The organism is Lysobacter sp. DMC97 (genome assembly GCF_056313745.1).
On the sequence record NZ_JBQUZR010000002.1, the window covers coordinates 231,533 to 248,579 of the forward strand.

The following is a 17,047-nucleotide window of genomic DNA, read 5'->3' on the forward strand; positions in this document are numbered from 1 at the left end:
TTCGTTTCCGGGTTCCATGGCGCAATCGTGGACGGGCGAGACGATTCCGTGGGCGAGGGCATGCCGCCCCGCCCGTTCCCGACAAGCCTCAGTGCCGCGAACTCGGCGCCCGCGTCACCAGCGACTTCAGCTTGTTGCCGATCCGCGACAGCAGCGACGACGGCGCCGGGGCCGCGGCCGGTGCGGAAGCGGGCGCCGACGCGGGCTTGCCGCCGACGGCGACCGGGGCGGGCGTCTCCATCGCGCGGACCGCCTGGCCGACGGCCTGGGCGCCTTCGGTGCCTTCGATGCGCTTGCCGCCGCGACGGCGCCGGCGCTTGCGCGCGGGGCGCTCGCCTTCGGCCTGCGGCACCGCGGGCGCGGCGTCGGGGGCGGTCGCGGCGTTGGCGACGGGCGCCTGCGCGGCCGGATCGCGCGGCGGGCGCGGGGCGCGGGGCGGACGATCGCCGCGAGCTTCGCCCGAAGCGCCGGCACTGCCTTCGCTGCGGCTGCCGCCTTCGCGGCGCGGGCCGCCCGAACGTTCGCCGCGACCGCCGCTGCGGGCGCCCGGGCCGCTGCGACCGCCGCCGTCGCGACGGCCACCGCCGCGCTTGGCCTCGTCGGCGGCGCGGGCTTCGCGGGCCTCGCGGAAGATCGTGCTGATGCTGTCGTCGCTGTCCTCGTCGCCGGCGGCCTCGCCTTCGGCCGGCGCCGGCGGGCGGACGCGCTCGGGCCGCGGCAGCGCGGTCAGCAACTCGCGGGTCACCGGCTCGGACGGGATCTTCTGGTCGATGTAGCGCTCGATGTCCGGCAGGCTCATCGCGTAGCGCTCGCAGGCGAAGCTGATCGCGTCGCCTTCCGCGCCCAGGCGGGCGGTGCGGCCGATGCGGTGGACGTAGTCCTCGGCGTCGAACGGCAGGTCGTAGTTGTAGACGTGGCTGACGCCGTCGATGTGCAGGCCGCGGGCGGCCACGTCGGTGGCGACCAGCAGCTCCAGCTGGCCAGCCTGGAACTTCTTCAGCAGCGACTCGCGCTTCTTCTGCGGCACGTCGCCGCTGAGCACGCCGACCCGGTAGCCGGCGCGTTCCAGCGACCGCGCCACGCGCTCGACGAACGCCTTGGTGTTCACGAACACCATGGTCCGCGCGCCCTCGCTGCGCGAGAGCAGGCCCAGCAGCAGCGGGATCTTCTCGTCGTCGGCGGGGTAGTAGATCTTCTGCCGCACCCTCGCGGCGGTGATGAACTCGGCCTCGACCACCAGCTTCTCGGGCTCGTTCATGTGCTCGTAGGCCAGCTCCAGCACGCGATGGCTGAGGGTGGCGCTGAACAGCAGGGTCTGGCGGATGGTGCGCTCCGGCATCCGGCGCAGCAGGAAGCGGATGTCCTTGATGAAGCCGAGGTCGAACATGCGGTCGGCTTCGTCCAGCACGCACATCTCGCAGGCGTGCAGGCTGACCACCTTGTGCTGCTTCACGTAGTCGATCAGCCGGCCCGGGGTGGCGATGATCACGTCGGCGCCAGCTTGGAGCAGGGCGCGCTGCTTGTCGTAGTCGACGCCGCCGTACACGAGGGCGAACTTCAGGCCCAGGTCGGCGCCGAACTTCATGGCGTCCTTGTGGATCTGGATCGCCAGCTCGCGGGTCGGGGCCAGGATCAGGGCCCGGGGGTCTTCCGGCTTGCGCTCGGCCAGCGCCGGGCGGGTCAGCAGGCGGTTGATCACCGCCACCAGGAAGGCCAGCGTCTTGCCGGTGCCGGTCTGGGCCTGGCCGGCCACGTCGCGGCCGGCGAGGGCCACCGGCAGGGTCAGGGCCTGGATGGGGGTGCAGCGGGTGAACCCGGCGGCTTCGAGCCCGGCGAGGAGCGCCGGATGCAGGTCGAAGGAAGGAAACACGATGTCGGTTAGGGGCTTGTCGCTCATGTCCTGGCGTCTTGGGCGGGTCTGCGCGGCGGCGGGAGGCCGGGTGTGCGCTTGCGCGTGAGGGGCGTCGGCAGCAGACTGCGGCTCTCCGCGCACGACCGGAAATGTGGCGCTCGGCCCCCGGGATGCGACCCTTGAAGCCGGCGATGCAAACCCGCAGTGTAGCAGCCTGCCCCCCCGACCGACCCCACCGGCGCGCCCCGGCGCCCCGCACGCCTTTCCGGAGATCCGAAGTGAGCGACAAGATTGCCCATGCCACCGACGCCGATTTCGACGCGCTCGTCCTGCAGTCCGACGTGCCCGTCCTGGTCGATTTCTGGGCCCCGTGGTGCAGCCCCTGCAAGATGATCGCCCCGCTGCTCGACCAGCTGGCCGACGAATACGCCGGCAAGGCGAAGATCGTGAAGGTCGACGTCGAGGCCCACCCGAACCTGGGTCGCCGCTTCAACGCCCGCAGCATCCCGATGCTCCTGACCTTCAAGGGCGGCCAGATCCATGGCACCCAGATCGGCGCCGTGGGCAAGCAGCACCTCGCCCAGCTGATCGACAAGGCGCTCTGACGCCCTTCCGCCGCCGCGGCTCCGGGCTGCGGCGGCCCCGGCGGCCCCGGCAGATTTTGCGTGCCGCCCGTCGCGGTGCCTGAATCGCGACCCGCCCCGGCGCTTGCCGCCGCGCCGCGCCGGTGCTAGCTTCTGCTGCGAGACGCGCCCCCGGCGCCGCATTTCTCCGTCGTTCCGACCACCCTCTCCCCACCGCATTCCCGTCCGCGCACCGCGGACGCTCGCAGACGCGAGGACTTCCGCTTGTCCGACAAGACCCCCGAATCCGGCGATAGCGCCGTGAAGCGCGTGCGCAAACCGCGCGTGGCCAAGACCGCCGTCCAGGTCGATATCCCGCTCCCCGAGGCACCGCAGCCGGTGGCACCGCCGCCGCCCGCGCCCCCGGTGGCCGCCCCGGCGCCGGCACCCGCCTTCACTGCGCCGCCCGCGGCCCCGCCTGCGCCGCAGGCCGAATCCTCCGCCGGCAGCTTCGCGCTTTCCCACATCGAGACCGGCGGCGACGAACCGTCGTCCCAGGGGCACCCGCAGGGCGGCGGCGCGAATGCCGGTCAGGGCACCGGCCAGCCCGGCGGGCAGAACGCAGGCCAAAACCAGGGCGGCGACCGGTTCAACAACAACAACCGCCGCGACCGCTTCCGCAACCGCCGCGACCGCTTCCGCAACCGCGACCAGAACGAGGGCGGCGAAAGCGGCGAGGGCAACGGCAACGGCAACGGCAACGGCAACGGCTTCCAGGGCGGTGGTGGTGGCGGCGGCCAGCCGCAGCCGCAGTTCCAGGCGCGCCAACCGGCGGTGCCCGAAGGCTTTCCGCAGTATTCGCTCAGCGACCTCAAGCGGATGCCCACCCCCAAACTGCTGGACGTCGCCGATCAGCTGAACATCCAGGAGGGCGTGGCCCGCGCCCGCAAGCAGGACGTGATCTTCGCGGTCCTGAAGGTGCTGACCCGCCATGGCGAAGGCGTCGCCGCCGACGGCGTGCTGGAGATCCTGCCCGACGGCTACGGCTTCCTGCGCGCAGCCGAGGCCAGCTACCTCGCCGGCCCGGACGACGTCTACATCTCGCCCAGCCAGATCCGCCGCTTCAACCTGCGCACCGGCGACTACATCGCCGGCAAGATCCGCTGGCCGAAGGACGGCGAACGCTATTTCGCGCTGTCGGTGGTCGACACGATCAACAGCGAGCCGCCGGAAGCGTCGAAGAACAAGATCCTGTTCGAGAACCTCACCCCGCTGTTCCCGCGCAAGCGCTTCCGCCTGGAACGCGGCGACGGTTCGACCGAAGACATCACCGGCCGCATCCTCGATCTGATGGCGCCGCAGGGCAAGGGCCAGCGCGCGCTGATCGTCTCGCCGCCCAAGGCGGGCAAGACGATGATGATGCAGCAGATCGCCAGCGCCATCACCTACAACCATCCCGACGTGCACATGATCGTGCTGCTCGTCGACGAGCGTCCGGAAGAAGTCACCGAAATGCAGCGCACCGTGCGCGGCGAAGTGGTGTCCTCGACCTTCGACGAACCCGCCGCCCGCCACGTGCAGGTCGCGGAGATGGTGATCGAACGCGCCAAGCGTCTGGTCGAGCACAAGAAGGACGTCGTGATCCTGCTCGACTCGATCACCCGTCTCGCCCGCGCCTACAACAACGTCGTGCCCAGCTCCGGCAAGGTGCTGACCGGCGGCGTCGACGCCAACGCCCTGCATCGCCCGAAGCGCTTCTTCGGTGCCGCGCGCAACGTCGAGGAAGGCGGCAGCCTCACCATCATCGCCACTGCGCTGGTCGACACCGGCAGCGCGATGGACAAGGTGATCTACGAGGAATTCAAGGGCACCGGCAACAGCGAAATCCACCTCGACCGCCGCATCACCGAGAAGCGCGTCTACCCGGCAATCGCGGTCAACCTCAGCGGCACCCGCCGCGAGGACCTGCTGATCGAACCCGACCTGCTGCAGAAGATCTGGATCCTGCGCAAGCTGCTGCACGGCATGGACGAGATCGCGGCGATGGAATTCCTGCTCGACAAGATGAAGACCACGAAGTCGAACGACGAGTTCTTCGCCTCGATGCGGCGCTGATCTGGCGTCCATTCGCACCGCATGCGTTGTACCGGACGCCCCGCCTCGTGCGGGGCGTTCGCGTTCCGGACCCGGACGCAGCGTCCCATCCGTGCCGCGTTGACGCCGCCGCGACCCCGCGCGCAGAATGCGCGCCTCCTTCCACCCGACCGGCCACGATCATGACGCGGAACCCGCTCCTGATTTTGTTGAATCGCCAGCGCGCGAGCGCGGGCCGGGTGCGTCTGCCTCCTGCGATCGACGGCTCCGGATCACGCTGATCCGCCGCCTCCGGTCGCGACGCAGACAAGCACCCGCAAGGGTGCTTTTTTTGTTGCCCGCGATTTTTCCGAATCGCCCGATTTTCCGGATCTCCCGATCCACCACGCCGAAGACACCAGGAGAACGTGCCATGCACCAGACCGCCGACACCGAACGTTAGCCGCCCATCCCGTCGCCAACCGGGGCGTGCGGCCCCGCATGTTGGCGATTCATCGAATCCACCTTTATGAACACCCGCACATCGCTTTCCCGCTGGCGCAACCTCGGCATCATCGCCCACATCGACGCCGGCAAGACCACGCTCACCGAACGCCTGCTCTACGCTTCCGGTGCGATCCATCGCATCGGCGAAGTGCACGACGGCGCCGCCACCACCGACTTCTCCGAGATCGAACGCCGCCGCGGCATCACCGTCGGCGCCGCGGCCGTGCGCCTGGACTGGGCGCCGGACGGCGACACCATGCATCGGCTCACGCTCATAGACACGCCGGGCCACATCGACTTCGCGATCGAAGTCGAACGCTCGCTGCGCGTGCTCGACGGCGCGGTCGCCGTGTTCTCCGCGGTCGACGGCGTGCAGCCGCAGTCGGAGACCGTGTGGCGCCAGGCCGAACGCCACGGCGTGCCGCGTATCGCCTTCGTCAACAAGATGGACCGGCCGGGCGCGGACTTCGCGCGCGTGCTCGCGCAGTTGCGCGAGAAGCTCGGCGCCGAGGCATGGGCGCTGGGCGTGCCGCTCGGCGAGGCCGGCACGTTCGACGGCTGGGTCGACCTGGTCGAACGCAGCGTCGTGTCGTGGACCGACGACGGCGAGACCGTGCGTCGCCCGTGGACCGACGACGACGCGCTGCAGCATCGTGATGCAAGACAACGGCTGATCGAAGCCGTCGCCGGCCACGACGACGCGCTGGCCGAGGCGTGGCTCGACGAACGCCCGATCGACGACGCGATGCTGCGCGCTGCGCTGCGGCGCGCGACGCTTGCGGGCGCCGGCGTGCCGGTGCTCGCGGGTTCGGCGATCCGCAACCGTGGCATCGAAGCGCTGCTCGACGCGATCGTGCGCTATCTGCCGTCGCCGCTGGATCGCCCGCCGGTGCGTGCCGAACGCGACGGCGTCGAGACGTACCTCGATGCCGACCCCGCGGGCCCGCTCGCGGCGCTGATGTTCAAGGTCGCGCACCAGGCGCACGGGCCGGTCGCGTACGTGCGCGTCTACGCGGGCACGCTGCGCGTGGGCGATGCGGTGTGGTGCTCGCATCAGGCGCGCACGCGTCGCATCGGGCGCCTCGCGATGGTGCAGGCGGCACGCACGCACGACGTGCGCGAGGCGCAGGCGGGCGAGATCGTCGCCATCCTCGGCTGGAAAGACGCGGTCGGCGGCGAAACGCTGTCGGGTGCGGACGACCGGCTGCTGCTGGAAGCGATCCGCACGCAGCCGCCGGTGCTGTCGCTGCGGCTGTCTGCGGCGCACGGCGACGACCTGATCCGGCTTGGCCAGGGGCTGGCCGCGCTGGCGCAGGAAGACCCGTCGTTCCGCGTCGGTACCGATCCCGACACCGGCGAGACGCTGGTGTGGGGCATGGGCGAACTGCATCTCGACACCAAGGTCGAACGCCTGCGCGACGACTGGAAGGTCGAGGTGCGCACCGGCACGCCGCGCGTGGCCTACCAGGAAACCCCGCGCGCCGCGATCCGCGGCGTCGAGGGCAAGGTGGTCAAGCGCAACGGCGGCGTCGGCCAGTTCGCGCGCGTGGTCATCGACGTCGTACCGCGCGACGACGGACTGGTCACGTTCGAGGACCGCACCGTCGGCGGCGCGGTGCCGAAGGCGTTCGTGGCGGCGACCGAGCACGGCGTGCGCACGGCGCTGGCGGAAGGCCCGCGTGGCCATCCCGTCGTCGGCATCGCGGTGACGCTGGTCGACGGCGAGACGCATGCCGTCGATTCGTCCGACCTCGCGTTCCGGCGCGCGGCGGGTGACGCGATCCGCTCTGCGCTGGCGCAGGTCGGCACCACGTTGCTGGAACCGGTGATGGACGTCGTCATCGACACGCCGTCCGCGCATCTGGGCGACGTGATCGGCGACTTGCAACGCCGTCATGGCCGCGTGGCGACGATCAAGGACAAGGGCGCGCGCGCCGACGTCCTCGCGCTGGCGCCGCTCGCCGCGCTCGCCGGCTACGCCACCGCGCTGCGTTCGCTCACGCAGGGCCGCGCGGAGGCCACCCTGTCGTTCCATGGCTACGAGGACGCCAGGGTGCAATGAGGTTTCGTGGCAGGAAGGCGCCGGGCGACCGGCGCCTTTCCTTTGCGCGTCGCGTCGTGTGCCTCACGCGCTGCCGACGCTCGCGCCCCCCAGCAGTCGCAGGTTGAGGCCTTCGCGTTCGGTCAGCATCTCGTCCAGCACGGCATCGAGGTCGGCGGCATCCACCCGCCCCGGATGGCCCGCGCGGATGGATTGCTGGGCGAGACGTCGCGCGATTTCCTTGATGAAGGCCGCGCTCACGCCGTCGGTGCGCGCGACGAGATCCGCGGCGGCCTTCGGATCGATGTCGAGGCCCCTGCCGTAGAGCCGCAGCAGGCGTTGCCTGCAATCGCTGTCGGGTACCGGCACTTCGATGGCATGGTCGATGCGGCCCGGGCGCTGGATCAGCGCGGTTTCCAGTGCCTGCGGACGGTTGGTGGTCATGATCACGAACAGATCGGCGTCGGATTTCAGGCCGTCCATTTCGTTGAGCAGGCGGTTGAGCATGACTTCATCGCCGGCCGACGACATGTCGTCGCGCTGGCGCGCGATGAGGTCGGCGTCCTCGATCACCAGGATCGACGGCGCGAACAGCCGCGCCAGCCGGAAGTAGGTGCCGATCATGCCGACCTGCTCCGCCGTGACCAGGAACGTGGTGTGGTCGCGCAGGCGTTCGGCGAGATAGCGGATCGTGTGGGTCTTGCCCGTGCCGGGCGGACCGTACAGCAGGACGCCCTTGCGGCCGGACTGTCCGAACGACTTCAGCGCCTCGCGCTCCGCGGCGAAGCCGATGACGTGCCGCTCCAGCGCCTGTTTCACGGCAGCGGGCAATACCAGTTCGTCCTCGCCCACCGGTGTGCGGAAATGCACGGTGAGCGCGTTCGCCGCCATGCCGCGATAGCTTTCGCTGGCTTCGAGCGACAGCACTTTTCCGCGATAGCTGCGTCCCTGCGCGATGGCGGCCTCGATCGCGTCGAGCATCATCGTGGTGCGAGCGGCGGCCGCTTCGCCGGGCGGCGACAGGATCTCCACGTTCAGCTGCGGCATGTGGGTGAACTCGGACCCGGTGTTCACCCACACGGCGAGCGGCACGTCGACGTCCTCGACCAGCGAGAGCGCATTCGTCGCCAGGCGCACGGGGCGGCCTTCGCCGATGTCGATGTCCTCGTACTGGATCGCGCCGACCAGCTTGGCGTGATCGCGCTCGGACACGAGTGTCGCCATGTCCGAAGCGTCGTACCGGTTGCGGCCATGGACACCCACGCGACGCGCACCTGCCGTGAGCGCATCCAGCGCGAGCTGCACGTCCACGCGCAGGTACGCCGGGAACTCGCGTCGCACGATCACCAAACTGTCCGCAGGCCAGCCACGGAACACTTCGTCGATGACCTGATGGGCCTTGCGCGTGGGGCGTGCCGCGTCCGGCGGCACGTCGTCCTCGGCATCGTCCTCGAGTGACACCCGCAGCGTCCCGCATGCGTATTCCGGCGCCAGGCGCGTCATTTCGCCATGGATCGTCTCGGCGATGGTCCGCGTCCATGGCCCTATCTTCGTCCTGCCGTTGCGATCGATGTGTCGCGCCCAGCTTTCGGCATTCTCCTTTCCGAATCCGACGCAGCGCCGGAGCAGCGCGGCCAGTCCTTCGAACGGCGTGTCGTCGTCGTCGTGGACGACGAGGAACACATCCTTCACCCAATCCGGCGTTTCTTTCATGTCTGAACGGTCCATTCGGCCAGCGTTTCTGGATTATAGGCGTAGTGGCCGCACGACCCGCCGTCGATCACCGGCCGCGACCATCGCGATACCGACCCGAGCCAACGCGTTCCTCGCTGCCGTGCGTCCCTGACCGCATGCGTCCCGAAATCACGTCATGATCCGCGAGGCGCCTGCATGCATGGCGCGCCGACAGGGGGAACAGGCGGTCGCGTCAGGGAAGGCCGCCGGTGCGCGCCTCGCTCCAGATCCGATCGCCACTTTTGCTGCACGCGCAACGCGCGATGCGGCGCGTCCCGCGTCTGCGTCGCCGCCGCATCGCGGTTTTCCGCGACAGGTGCCCGACTCCCCTTCCGCAGCACAGACGCAGGAGCAGCACATGGCGAAGTACCGGATGGCCGCGAACGGCAACGACGGCAGTCTCTGGGCAGTGGACACGGCGCAGCAGTCGCTGCGTTTCCTCGGCAACGGCGCGATCCAGCCGGAGCCTTCGCAGGCCATCACCTGCGTTGCGGTGGCGAATGTCGAGACGATCTACGGCCTCGGGCCCGCGGGCGATCTCTACCGCCTCGTCGACACGCCGTTGCAGCCCGTACCGTGGGCGCCGATCTGGCACGCCGCGGTCGCGCCTGACGGTGGCGTGTGGGGCGTGGACGACCACGGCAACATCTTCCAGTGGGCGAACAACGACGGCTGGCAGCTGCGCCCGAACGGCGGCGCGAACGCGCTGTTCATCGCGGTCGGCAACGGCGGCGATGCGTGGACCATCGACAACACCAGCGGCTGGTGGGGCGGGCCCGGCGCACCGTATCGCTGGAATGGCACCATCTTCGCGCGCGTGGACGGTGCACCCGATGCTCAGTGGATCTCGATCGCGCCCGATGGCACGGTCTGGCTGCAATCCAGCGACCAGCGCACGCTGCGGCTCGACGGCAACACGTGGCGCGTGGTCGCGACCAACACGCCGCGGCTGTACGGCATCACCGCCGGCAACGACGGCCTGGTCTACGGCTGGGACGTTGGCCTGCTCTACGTGCTCGGCGGCGGCGTGTGGCAGATGCTCGACACGCCCGGCATCGTCAACTGTGTCGGCGTCGCCGCGGACGGCACGGTGCTGGTCGACGGCCAGCCGCCGGTGCGCCTTGCCGGTTTCTCGGTCTACGAGCGCCTCGCGAACTTCCCGCAGGTGCTCGACGTCTTCGCGATCGACGCCCACAGGATGTACGTGCTCGACGTGCAGCGGAACCGCTATCTCGAATGGGGCGGCAGCACGTGGCAGCGCATCGCCGGCGGCAACCTCGCATCGATCTCCGTCGGCACCGACGGCACGCTGTGGGGCGTCGACGCGAACCACGCGATCTTCAGCTTCAACGGCAGTGGCTGGTTGCCCGTGCCCGGCACGATGCAGAATGTGTCGGTGGGCTCGGCGCAGTACATCGCTGGCCTCGATCCCGACGGCAAGCTGTTCTACTATGACGGCACCTGGCAGCCCATCGCTTCACCCATCACGGGCCCGATGCTCGACGTCGCCATCGGCAGCGACGCGTCGCTGTTCGCGATCGACAGCGGACACAAACTCTGGTCGCGTATCGCCCCCGGCGACTGGGCGCAGATCGGCGCCGTCCCGCTGCAGCAGATCGATGCCGCCGACCGCTACCACGTCTGCGGCATCACCGTCGGTACCGGCAACGACAACAACGTCTGGACCGGCGCCGGCGTGATGGTCGGCGCGGACCATCATCTGCGGCGGTATTTCAGGGCGGCGGGGGTGGGAGGTGTTAGTGGGTGATGGGGGCTGTCAGATGTTGCAGGGTGGAGTTGGCATAGGGCTGGATTATCGTTGTGGCGTGAAGGTCGATCCAAAGCGGCATGCTTTGCTGCGGCGACTGCGTGGCGCCAAGCCGGTTAACTTGAAGCTTTCCTAATGCTTAAGGAGTGGGGGATGGAGAACGCGTTTGAGCAGGTGCCGTTTGGCGCCCACAAGTTTGCTGACAACCCGGAGCCCCGGTGTCCTTGTCTCCTATTGCTGGACAATTCAGGGTCCATGGCAGGGCAACCGCTCGCGGAACTCAATGCCGGCCTGATTCAGTTCAAGGATGAGCTCGTCGCCGACTCGCTTGCTGCCAAGCGAGTCGAGGTCGGTATCGTCTCATTCGGACCAGTTTCGACCGTGACCGATTTTGTCACAGCAGATGAATTTTACCCTCCCGCCCTGGAGAGTGCCGGCGATACGCCAATGGGATCGGCCATAGAGCGCGCAGTGGAAATGATACGGCAGCGCAAAGACATCTACCGCGCTAATGGCGTCGCTTTCTACCGGCCATGGATATTCCTGATTACCGATGGCGCCCCGACCGACAGGTGGGACCGAGCAGCACAACTCGTACGCGAGGGTGAGGCCAATAAGAATTTCCAGTTCTTCGCGGTCGGCATTCAAGGCGCAAACATGGAGATACTGAAGCAGATAAGCGTGCGCGAGCCGCTGAGTCTCAAAGGTCTTCGTTTCCGCGACCTTTTCAGCTGGCTGTCGAACTCGATGAGTGCTGTTTCGCGTTCGACTCCGGGCGACGCCGTTCCACTGGAGAACCCAGCTACGCCGCAGGGGTGGGCGAGCGTCTGATGGAGCTGCAGGAGTGGCGTGCGGTCGCTGCCTCCGTTACGGGTGCTTCCCATGGGAAGAGCGGGGCGCCCTGCCAAGACAGCCATCGTCTGGAGATTCTTTCCGATTTTGGGCCGGTTGTCGTCCTGATTGCCTCCGATGGCGCTGGCAGTGCTTCTCGCTCCGATGATGGTTCCGAACGTGCCTGTCAAGAACTGCTCGACAATATTCGTCTATACCTCGAAGAAGGTGGTGTGCTTTGTGATGTGACGCGTGAGCTTGCGTCGACATGGATCGAGAACGCAGCCGAAGCGGTACAGCAGGCTGCCCAAGAGCAGGGCCTCGCTTTGCGCGAATTTGCCTGCACGCTTCTCGCTGCCGTTGTTTCCAACGAGCACGCTTTGTTCATGCAGATAGGTGACGGCGCGATCGTCTTTTTGGCGCGAGGTGAGGACGATTGGTGCATCGCGTCGTGGCCTCAGCATGGCGAGTACCTTAACACCACGCGATTCCTTACTGAGCCATCGAGTCGTGAGGCGTTCGAGTTCACGCTGACTGCACAGCCCATCTATGAGGTTGCAGTATTTACAGACGGAATCGAAGGTTTAACACTGCACTATGCATCGCAAACCGTGCACAGCCCATTCTTCGATGGGATGTTCCCGGCCGTTCGCGCATGCAAGACGCACGGTTTCAGTGAGGATCTGTCTCGACAGCTTGCCGGCTATTTGTCTTCCCCGACGATCACGGAGCGTGCGGACGATGACATCACCCTCCTGATGGCAAGTCGGCTGAAGATGCCTCCATCAAAAGCGCTTGTAGCAGTCGAGCCATGAGTCTGATAGCGGTCAGAGGGTCGAAAGGCCTCGTGCAACTAGGCAAGTTACTGGGGAAGGGCGGCGAGGGCGCCGTGTATGAGGTGGTGGGCAAGCCGGATCTTGTGGCAAAGATATATCTAAAAGATATTCCGGCCGAGCGTGCAGAGAAGTTGCGTGCAATGTCGAAGCTGCTGACGCCTAAACTTGCGGCTTTGACGGCATGGCCGCATGACGTGCTCTATGGAAATGGCAGCAAAGTGACCGGCTTCTTGATGCCGAAAGTCATTGCGCATGATGTGCATGAAGTATATGGCCCGAAGAGCCGGCAGCAGATCTTTCCGCAGGCAGACTGGCGTCTGCTGGTTCGCACTGCGCTCAATACGGCGCGAGCGTTTGCTGTGGTGCATGAAGCGGGCATCCTAGTCGCTGACGTAAACCATGGCGGAATCATGGTCTCGGCCGACGCCACTGTTCGCCTGATCGACTGCGACAGCTTCCAGTTCGCCGCAGGTGCAAAGACCTTCCTGTGCGAGGTGGGCGTCGAGGACTTCACGCCGCCCGAGCTACAGGGAAAGGCGTTCCGAGGCGTCGTGCGCTTTGCGAATCATGACAATTTCGGCCTTGCCGTCCTGATCTTTCGCCTGCTGATGCTCGGCCGGCATCCCTTTGCCGGGAAGCATTTCGGAAAGGGCGACTTGTCTCTGGGCGAGGCAATCGCGCAATGCAAATACGCCTATTCCCGGGAGCAGGCTACAACGCAAATGGCGCCACCGCCGGCCTCACCCTCTGCTTTTGTAGCGGGACAGGAGATCGCTGAGCTATGGGAAAAGGCCTTCTCAAAGAATGGCATGCAGCCAGGCGGGCGCCCGACAGCTGAGCAATGGGTGCTTGCGTTGCAAAGGCTGGAAGGAAATTTTGCCAAGTGTTCCAGCCACGGCGGGCACTACTTCGTGCGAGGCATCCCCTGCCCCTGGTGCAAAATTCAAGCGGGCACTGGAGCTTCGCCGTTCCCGTTGCCGATGGGTTATGTACCACAGCCTCACGCAAGCGGGCCCTTCAGCCTCGAAGCCGTGTGGGCGCAAATCGCTTCTGTTCCATCGCCACCAGCGGCACAGCTGGCAGTCGCCTCGAATCCTGTTGTTCCATCCCCCGAGGTGCAGCGGTACGCCTCGCTCAAAGGCGTATTCAGCGGGCTCGGTGTCATAGCTGCTTTGGCTGTATTTGTCGTTTGCATCGCAAACGGAATTTTTTGGATGTTGAGCTGCCTCGCGGCATGGGCTGCAGCCGCAATTCTTCGTGCAATTGCTCCTTCGATTGACAAGACAAAATACCAACAGCGCAAGTTGCTTGCTGAAAATGAGTTGCGCAGTCTGAGTGATAGATGGTTCAAGGAGGCATCCAGTCGGTCCTTTGAAGCAAAACTCAATGAGTTGCGTAGCCAGCGGGAAGAGCTTTTGAAGCTCCCGGTTACGCGTCAGTTGCATTACTCGCAGCTCGTGAGCAATCGTGAGGCTGCTGCAAAAAGGAAGTTCCTCGATAAATTTGAAATTTCCAAAGCCAACATCAGCGGAGTTGGCCCGGCCAAGAAGTCGATGCTAGAGTCCTATGGAATAGAAACTGCGGACGACATTTCTCGTCAAGCGGTACTCAATGTTCCCGGTTTCGGTCCTGCCCTCACCGCGCGGTTGATGGACTGGAAGCGAGCAGTCGAAGCCAAGTTCCGTTTCGATCCGACTTCGGGCGTAGATCCGAAGGATGTCGCGGACCTAGATCAGCGCATCGCCCTGCAAAAGCGGGAGTTGGAAGAGGCGCTGCGGAGGGGGACAACTGAACTCCATCAGATTCGCAATACGATCCTCTCAAGACGCCAAGCTTTGGAAGGCCCGATGCGCGCTGCGGCGCAAGTCGCGGCACAGGCAGAAGCTGACCTTCGCGCAATCCGATAGAAGTCGTTGGCAAGAGCAGCAAGTAGCCCGGGTAAGCGAAACGCACCCGGGATGAACAATCAGGGATTCCCGGGTGCGGCCTTACCCGGGCTACGGGGGCAACATCGAACGTCCGCCTTCGGCCGATGCCACGCGACCACACGTCCAATCTTCCCCCGCGCGCTGCCTTCCGGGCCGCTACACTGCATGCCCCGCTTTTCGGCCGTCTCCATGTCGCTTCCCGTTCGTCTCGCCCATCGCGTCAGTGAGTTGTTCAGTTGTTCGCGCGCCGAAGCCGAGCAGTACATCCGCAATGGCTGGGTGACGGTGGAGGGCGACGTGATCGAGGCGCCGCAGCACAAGGTGACGACGGAGCGGGTGGAACTCGATCCCGAGGCGCGCCTGGAGCCGGTGGAGCCGGCGACGATCCTGCTGCACAAGCCGTCCGGTTTCGATGCGATCGACGGGCGCAGCCCGGCCAGTGTGCTGGTGCGCTCCGACACGCGCTGGGCCGACGACGCCAGCGGCGTGCGTCTGCTGCGTCGCCATCTGCATCGATTGACGCCGCTGGTGTCGATGGACGCCGAGGCCAGCGGCCTGATGGTGCTGACGCAGGATGGCCGGGTCTGGCGCCGCCTGACCGAGGACGCCGACCTGATCGAGCACGAGTACATCGTCGAAGTCGCCGGCGACATCGTTCCCTACGGCCTGCGGAAGCTCAACCACGGCTTGAGCCTGAACGGCCGCGAGCTGCCGCCATGCAAGGTCAGCTGGCAGAGCGAGACGCGGCTGCGCTTCGCGATCAAGGGCGTGCGGGACGGGCAATTGCGTGCGATGTGCGCGCAAGTCCGATTGAACGTGCTGTCGATCCGCCGCCTGCGCATCGGCAAAATCGGACTGGGCAAGGGCGCCAACGGCCCGATGCCGCCCGGCGCATGGCGTTACCTGCCGGTCGGCGAGAAGTTCTGAACCACGGCGCCCCGGCCGCCGGTCGCTTCAATCGTCCTGTTCCGCCGCTTCGCGACCCTGCTGGCGGATCAACGCTTCCTCGCGCGCATCGTTGATGGCGTGGCGCACGCTGTCCAGGTCGATGTCGCCTTCGTCCGCGGTGAACTCCCCGGTCAATTCGGTGTCCGGCCGCAATTCGCCGGCCTCGAACAGGGCCCACATCTCTTCGCCGTACCAGGTGTCCAGCAGTTCCGGCGCCCAGCGCCCGAGGTAGGCGGTCAGGCTGTTGACGTCCCGCAGCAGCATCGTGCGCGCGGCGTTGTTGCCGGCGGCGCTGACGACCTGCGGGAAGTCGATCACCACCGGCCCGTCCGCATCGACCAGCACGTTGTAGGGCGACAGATCCCCGTGGATCAGCCCGCAGTACAGCATCAGCACGACCTGACGGATCAGGATGCGGTGGAATTCGCGGGCCTGTTCTTCGCTCGGCTCGATCTCGCCCAGGCGCGGCGCGGAGAAGCCCTCGCCATCGGTGACCAGTTCCATCACCAGCACGCCGTGGAAATAGCCGAAGGGCTCCGGCACGCGCACGCCGGCGGCGCGCAGTTGGTAGAGCGCATCGACCTCGGTATTCTTCCAGGCGACTTCCTGCTGCTTGCGCCCGTACTTGCTGGCCTTGCCGATCGCACGCGCTTCGCGGCTGCCGCGCACCTTGCGGCCCTCCTGATACTGCACGCGCTGCTGGAAGCTCCGTTGCGCCATGTCCTTGTAGACCTTGGCGCAACGCACGTCGTCGCCGCTGCGAACGACGTACACCGCCGCTTCCTTGCCGCTCTTCAGCGGCCGCAGCACTTCATCGATGACGCCGTCGTCGATCAGCGCCTGCAAGCCTTGGGGGGTCTTCACGGTCTCTCTGGAGGGGCGCGCCGGTACGGCGCTGCTTGCCACGAACCGCAAATGTTCGCATTTCGCGACAGGCGTCGCCATCGTGCGAAAAACGGCAGCTGCGATCAGCGCGCAGTCCGGTGATGGCAGAGGTCAGTCCTTGGCTACAAGCGGACATTCCACGAGCAGAGGTCGGCTCGGACCGGCGCGTCGGCGGTGAACGTCGGCGGGACCCTGCGCAGCGCACGCAGGATCATCGCCATCCCGCATCACTTCTTCATCAGCGGCGTCAGCAGGCGCCGGGCCGTCGAGGCGCCGGTGATGCTGTTCGGTGCGGCGGCGTCGTAGTTGGTGTCCTTGTCGGCTTCGTTTTCCCAGGGCGACGGGGTTTCGGGGCCGGGGAGGTAGGTTTGCCAGACGCCGTACGGCGGCGGCTCGCCTTCCATCGTGAAGCAGATCGGGATGTTGCCGTACCAGTACGGGCGCTGGGCATCGGGGCCGCGGGTGGGCACCTTGTAGCGCCACTCCTTCGCGGCGGTCAGTGCGCGCTGCGCCAGTGCGTTGCGCCAGCGCGCCATGTCCGCCTTCGAGCCGCGCGCCATCAGGTCGACGCGGCGGACGACGGCGTCGCCGGTGCCGTCGGGGTGCACGCGGACGGAGACGAATGCCGTCGCCTCGATTTCCTGTTCCGCCAGTTCCTTCGGATACGTCGGCATCCGCATCTTCCGCTTGTCGAGCTGCAGCGTGGTGTCGGGTGCGGGATCGGGGACGCTGAATTGCGCGCTGCTCAACGTCACGGTGACGTGGGTGTCGTCGGGCCGCCGCGCGACGAAGCGCAGCGACATCTGCAACGACTGCGGCGCGGGTTCGCTCACCGGCTCGAACTTCCACTGCGGGGCGGTGCCGGCGATGAGGTTGAGCACGGTGGGTTGCAGTTTGCCCGGCTGGTCGAGCGTGTAGCCGAGTACGGTGCCGTCGGCGGCGATGTCGATCCTGCCGGTCACCAGCAGGCTGGATTCGACCTGTTTCGGGTCGATGCGCTGCGCCGAGGCGATGGTCGACCCTGCGAGCAGGCAGACGAGCAGCAGGCATGCGGCGAGAGGGCGGAAGGACACGGCGACGA

The 17,047-nt window shown here is 66.9% G+C and carries 12 protein-coding genes; 8 read left to right on the top strand and 4 right to left on the bottom strand.

The window, feature by feature from the left end; translation table 11 throughout:
* Positions 1 to 88 precede the first annotated feature (88 nt).
* Positions 89 to 1,897 carry an ATP-dependent RNA helicase RhlB gene (rhlB, locus tag ACT53Q_RS04000; RefSeq protein ID WP_476185368.1) on the bottom strand — a complete coding sequence of 603 codons (1,809 nt, stop codon included), beginning with the start codon at positions 1,895 to 1,897 and terminating at the stop codon, positions 89 to 91.
* A 233-nt stretch (positions 1,898 to 2,130) separates the two neighbouring features.
* Here rhlB and trxA point away from each other — a divergent pair, with 233 nt between their 5' ends.
* The 3 genes from trxA (at position 2,131) to fusA (ending at position 7,057) form a co-directional block, all read left to right on the top strand.
* Entirely contained in the window at positions 2,131 to 2,457 is a 327-nt protein-coding gene (gene trxA, locus ACT53Q_RS04005; RefSeq protein WP_476185369.1) for a thioredoxin, read from the top strand.
* A gap of 243 nt (positions 2,458 to 2,700) precedes the next feature.
* Positions 2,701 to 4,530 carry a transcription termination factor Rho gene (gene rho, locus ACT53Q_RS04010; RefSeq protein ID WP_476185370.1) on the top strand — a complete coding sequence of 610 codons (1,830 nt, stop codon included), beginning with the start codon at positions 2,701 to 2,703 and terminating at the stop codon, positions 4,528 to 4,530.
* 487 nt (positions 4,531 to 5,017) lie between these two features.
* The gene (gene fusA, locus ACT53Q_RS04015; RefSeq protein ID WP_476185371.1) at positions 5,018 to 7,057 is read left to right on the top strand and encodes an elongation factor G; all 2,040 of its coding nucleotides are present in this window, start codon (positions 5,018 to 5,020) and stop codon (positions 7,055 to 7,057) included.
* A gap of 63 nt (positions 7,058 to 7,120) precedes the next feature.
* Here the strand turns inward: fusA and ACT53Q_RS04020 are convergent, their stop codons facing one another.
* Positions 7,121 to 8,749 carry an ATP-dependent Clp protease adaptor ClpS gene (locus tag ACT53Q_RS04020; RefSeq protein WP_476185372.1) on the bottom strand — a complete coding sequence of 543 codons (1,629 nt, stop codon included), beginning with the start codon at positions 8,747 to 8,749 and terminating at the stop codon, positions 7,121 to 7,123.
* Between the two features lie 379 nt (positions 8,750 to 9,128).
* Between ACT53Q_RS04020 and ACT53Q_RS04025 the strand changes: the two genes are divergently transcribed.
* The 5 genes from ACT53Q_RS04025 (at position 9,129) to ACT53Q_RS04045 (ending at position 15,060) form a co-directional block, all read left to right on the top strand.
* Positions 9,129 to 10,538: a tectonin domain-containing protein gene (locus ACT53Q_RS04025; RefSeq protein WP_476185373.1), complete on the top strand. Its 1,410-nt coding sequence runs from the start codon at positions 9,129 to 9,131 to the stop codon at positions 10,536 to 10,538.
* A gap of 153 nt (positions 10,539 to 10,691) precedes the next feature.
* Positions 10,692 to 11,369 (top strand): vWA domain-containing protein, encoded by a 678-nt coding sequence (locus ACT53Q_RS04030; protein ID WP_476185374.1) that lies wholly within the window; start codon positions 10,692 to 10,694, stop codon positions 11,367 to 11,369.
* On the top strand, positions 11,369 to 12,184 hold the full coding sequence (locus ACT53Q_RS04035; RefSeq protein WP_476185375.1) for a PP2C family serine/threonine-protein phosphatase: 816 nt from the start codon (positions 11,369 to 11,371) through the stop codon (positions 12,182 to 12,184). The genes ACT53Q_RS04030 and ACT53Q_RS04035 overlap by 1 nt, the downstream gene beginning before the upstream one ends.
* Positions 12,181 to 14,112: a helix-hairpin-helix domain-containing protein gene (locus tag ACT53Q_RS04040; protein ID WP_476185376.1), complete on the top strand. Its 1,932-nt coding sequence runs from the start codon at positions 12,181 to 12,183 to the stop codon at positions 14,110 to 14,112. Before ACT53Q_RS04035 ends, ACT53Q_RS04040 begins: the two co-directional genes overlap by 4 nt.
* A gap of 210 nt (positions 14,113 to 14,322) precedes the next feature.
* Complete coding sequence (locus ACT53Q_RS04045; RefSeq protein WP_476185377.1) at positions 14,323 to 15,060, top strand: RNA pseudouridine synthase; 738 nt, start codon at positions 14,323 to 14,325, stop codon at positions 15,058 to 15,060.
* A gap of 27 nt (positions 15,061 to 15,087) precedes the next feature.
* Here ACT53Q_RS04045 and ACT53Q_RS04050 read toward each other — a convergent pair whose 3' ends face one another.
* Together ACT53Q_RS04050 and ACT53Q_RS04055 are read right to left on the bottom strand one after the other, a co-directional pair.
* The gene (locus ACT53Q_RS04050; protein ID WP_476185378.1) at positions 15,088 to 15,945 is read right to left on the bottom strand and encodes a PA4780 family RIO1-like protein kinase; all 858 of its coding nucleotides are present in this window, start codon (positions 15,943 to 15,945) and stop codon (positions 15,088 to 15,090) included.
* A 248-nt stretch (positions 15,946 to 16,193) separates the two neighbouring features.
* Positions 16,194 to 17,039 (bottom strand): energy transducer TonB, encoded by an 846-nt coding sequence (locus ACT53Q_RS04055; protein ID WP_476185379.1) that lies wholly within the window; start codon positions 17,037 to 17,039, stop codon positions 16,194 to 16,196.
* Positions 17,040 to 17,047 lie beyond the last annotated feature (8 nt).

Coding starts and splice junctions, on each gene's coding strand:
- rhlB (WP_476185368.1), bottom strand. CDS start 1,897: ATGAGCGACAAGCCCCTAACCGACATCGTGTTTCCTTCCTTCGACCTG.
- fusA (WP_476185371.1), top strand. CDS start 5,018: ATGAACACCCGCACATCGCTTTCCCGCTGGCGCAACCTCGGCATCATC.
- ACT53Q_RS04020 (WP_476185372.1), bottom strand. CDS start 8,749: ATGAAAGAAACGCCGGATTGGGTGAAGGATGTGTTCCTCGTCGTCCAC.
- ACT53Q_RS04025 (WP_476185373.1), top strand. CDS start 9,129: ATGGCGAAGTACCGGATGGCCGCGAACGGCAACGACGGCAGTCTCTGG.
- ACT53Q_RS04030 (WP_476185374.1), top strand. CDS start 10,692: ATGGAGAACGCGTTTGAGCAGGTGCCGTTTGGCGCCCACAAGTTTGCT.
- ACT53Q_RS04035 (WP_476185375.1), top strand. CDS start 11,369: ATGGAGCTGCAGGAGTGGCGTGCGGTCGCTGCCTCCGTTACGGGTGCT.
- ACT53Q_RS04040 (WP_476185376.1), top strand. CDS start 12,181: ATGAGTCTGATAGCGGTCAGAGGGTCGAAAGGCCTCGTGCAACTAGGC.
- ACT53Q_RS04045 (WP_476185377.1), top strand. CDS start 14,323: ATGTCGCTTCCCGTTCGTCTCGCCCATCGCGTCAGTGAGTTGTTCAGT.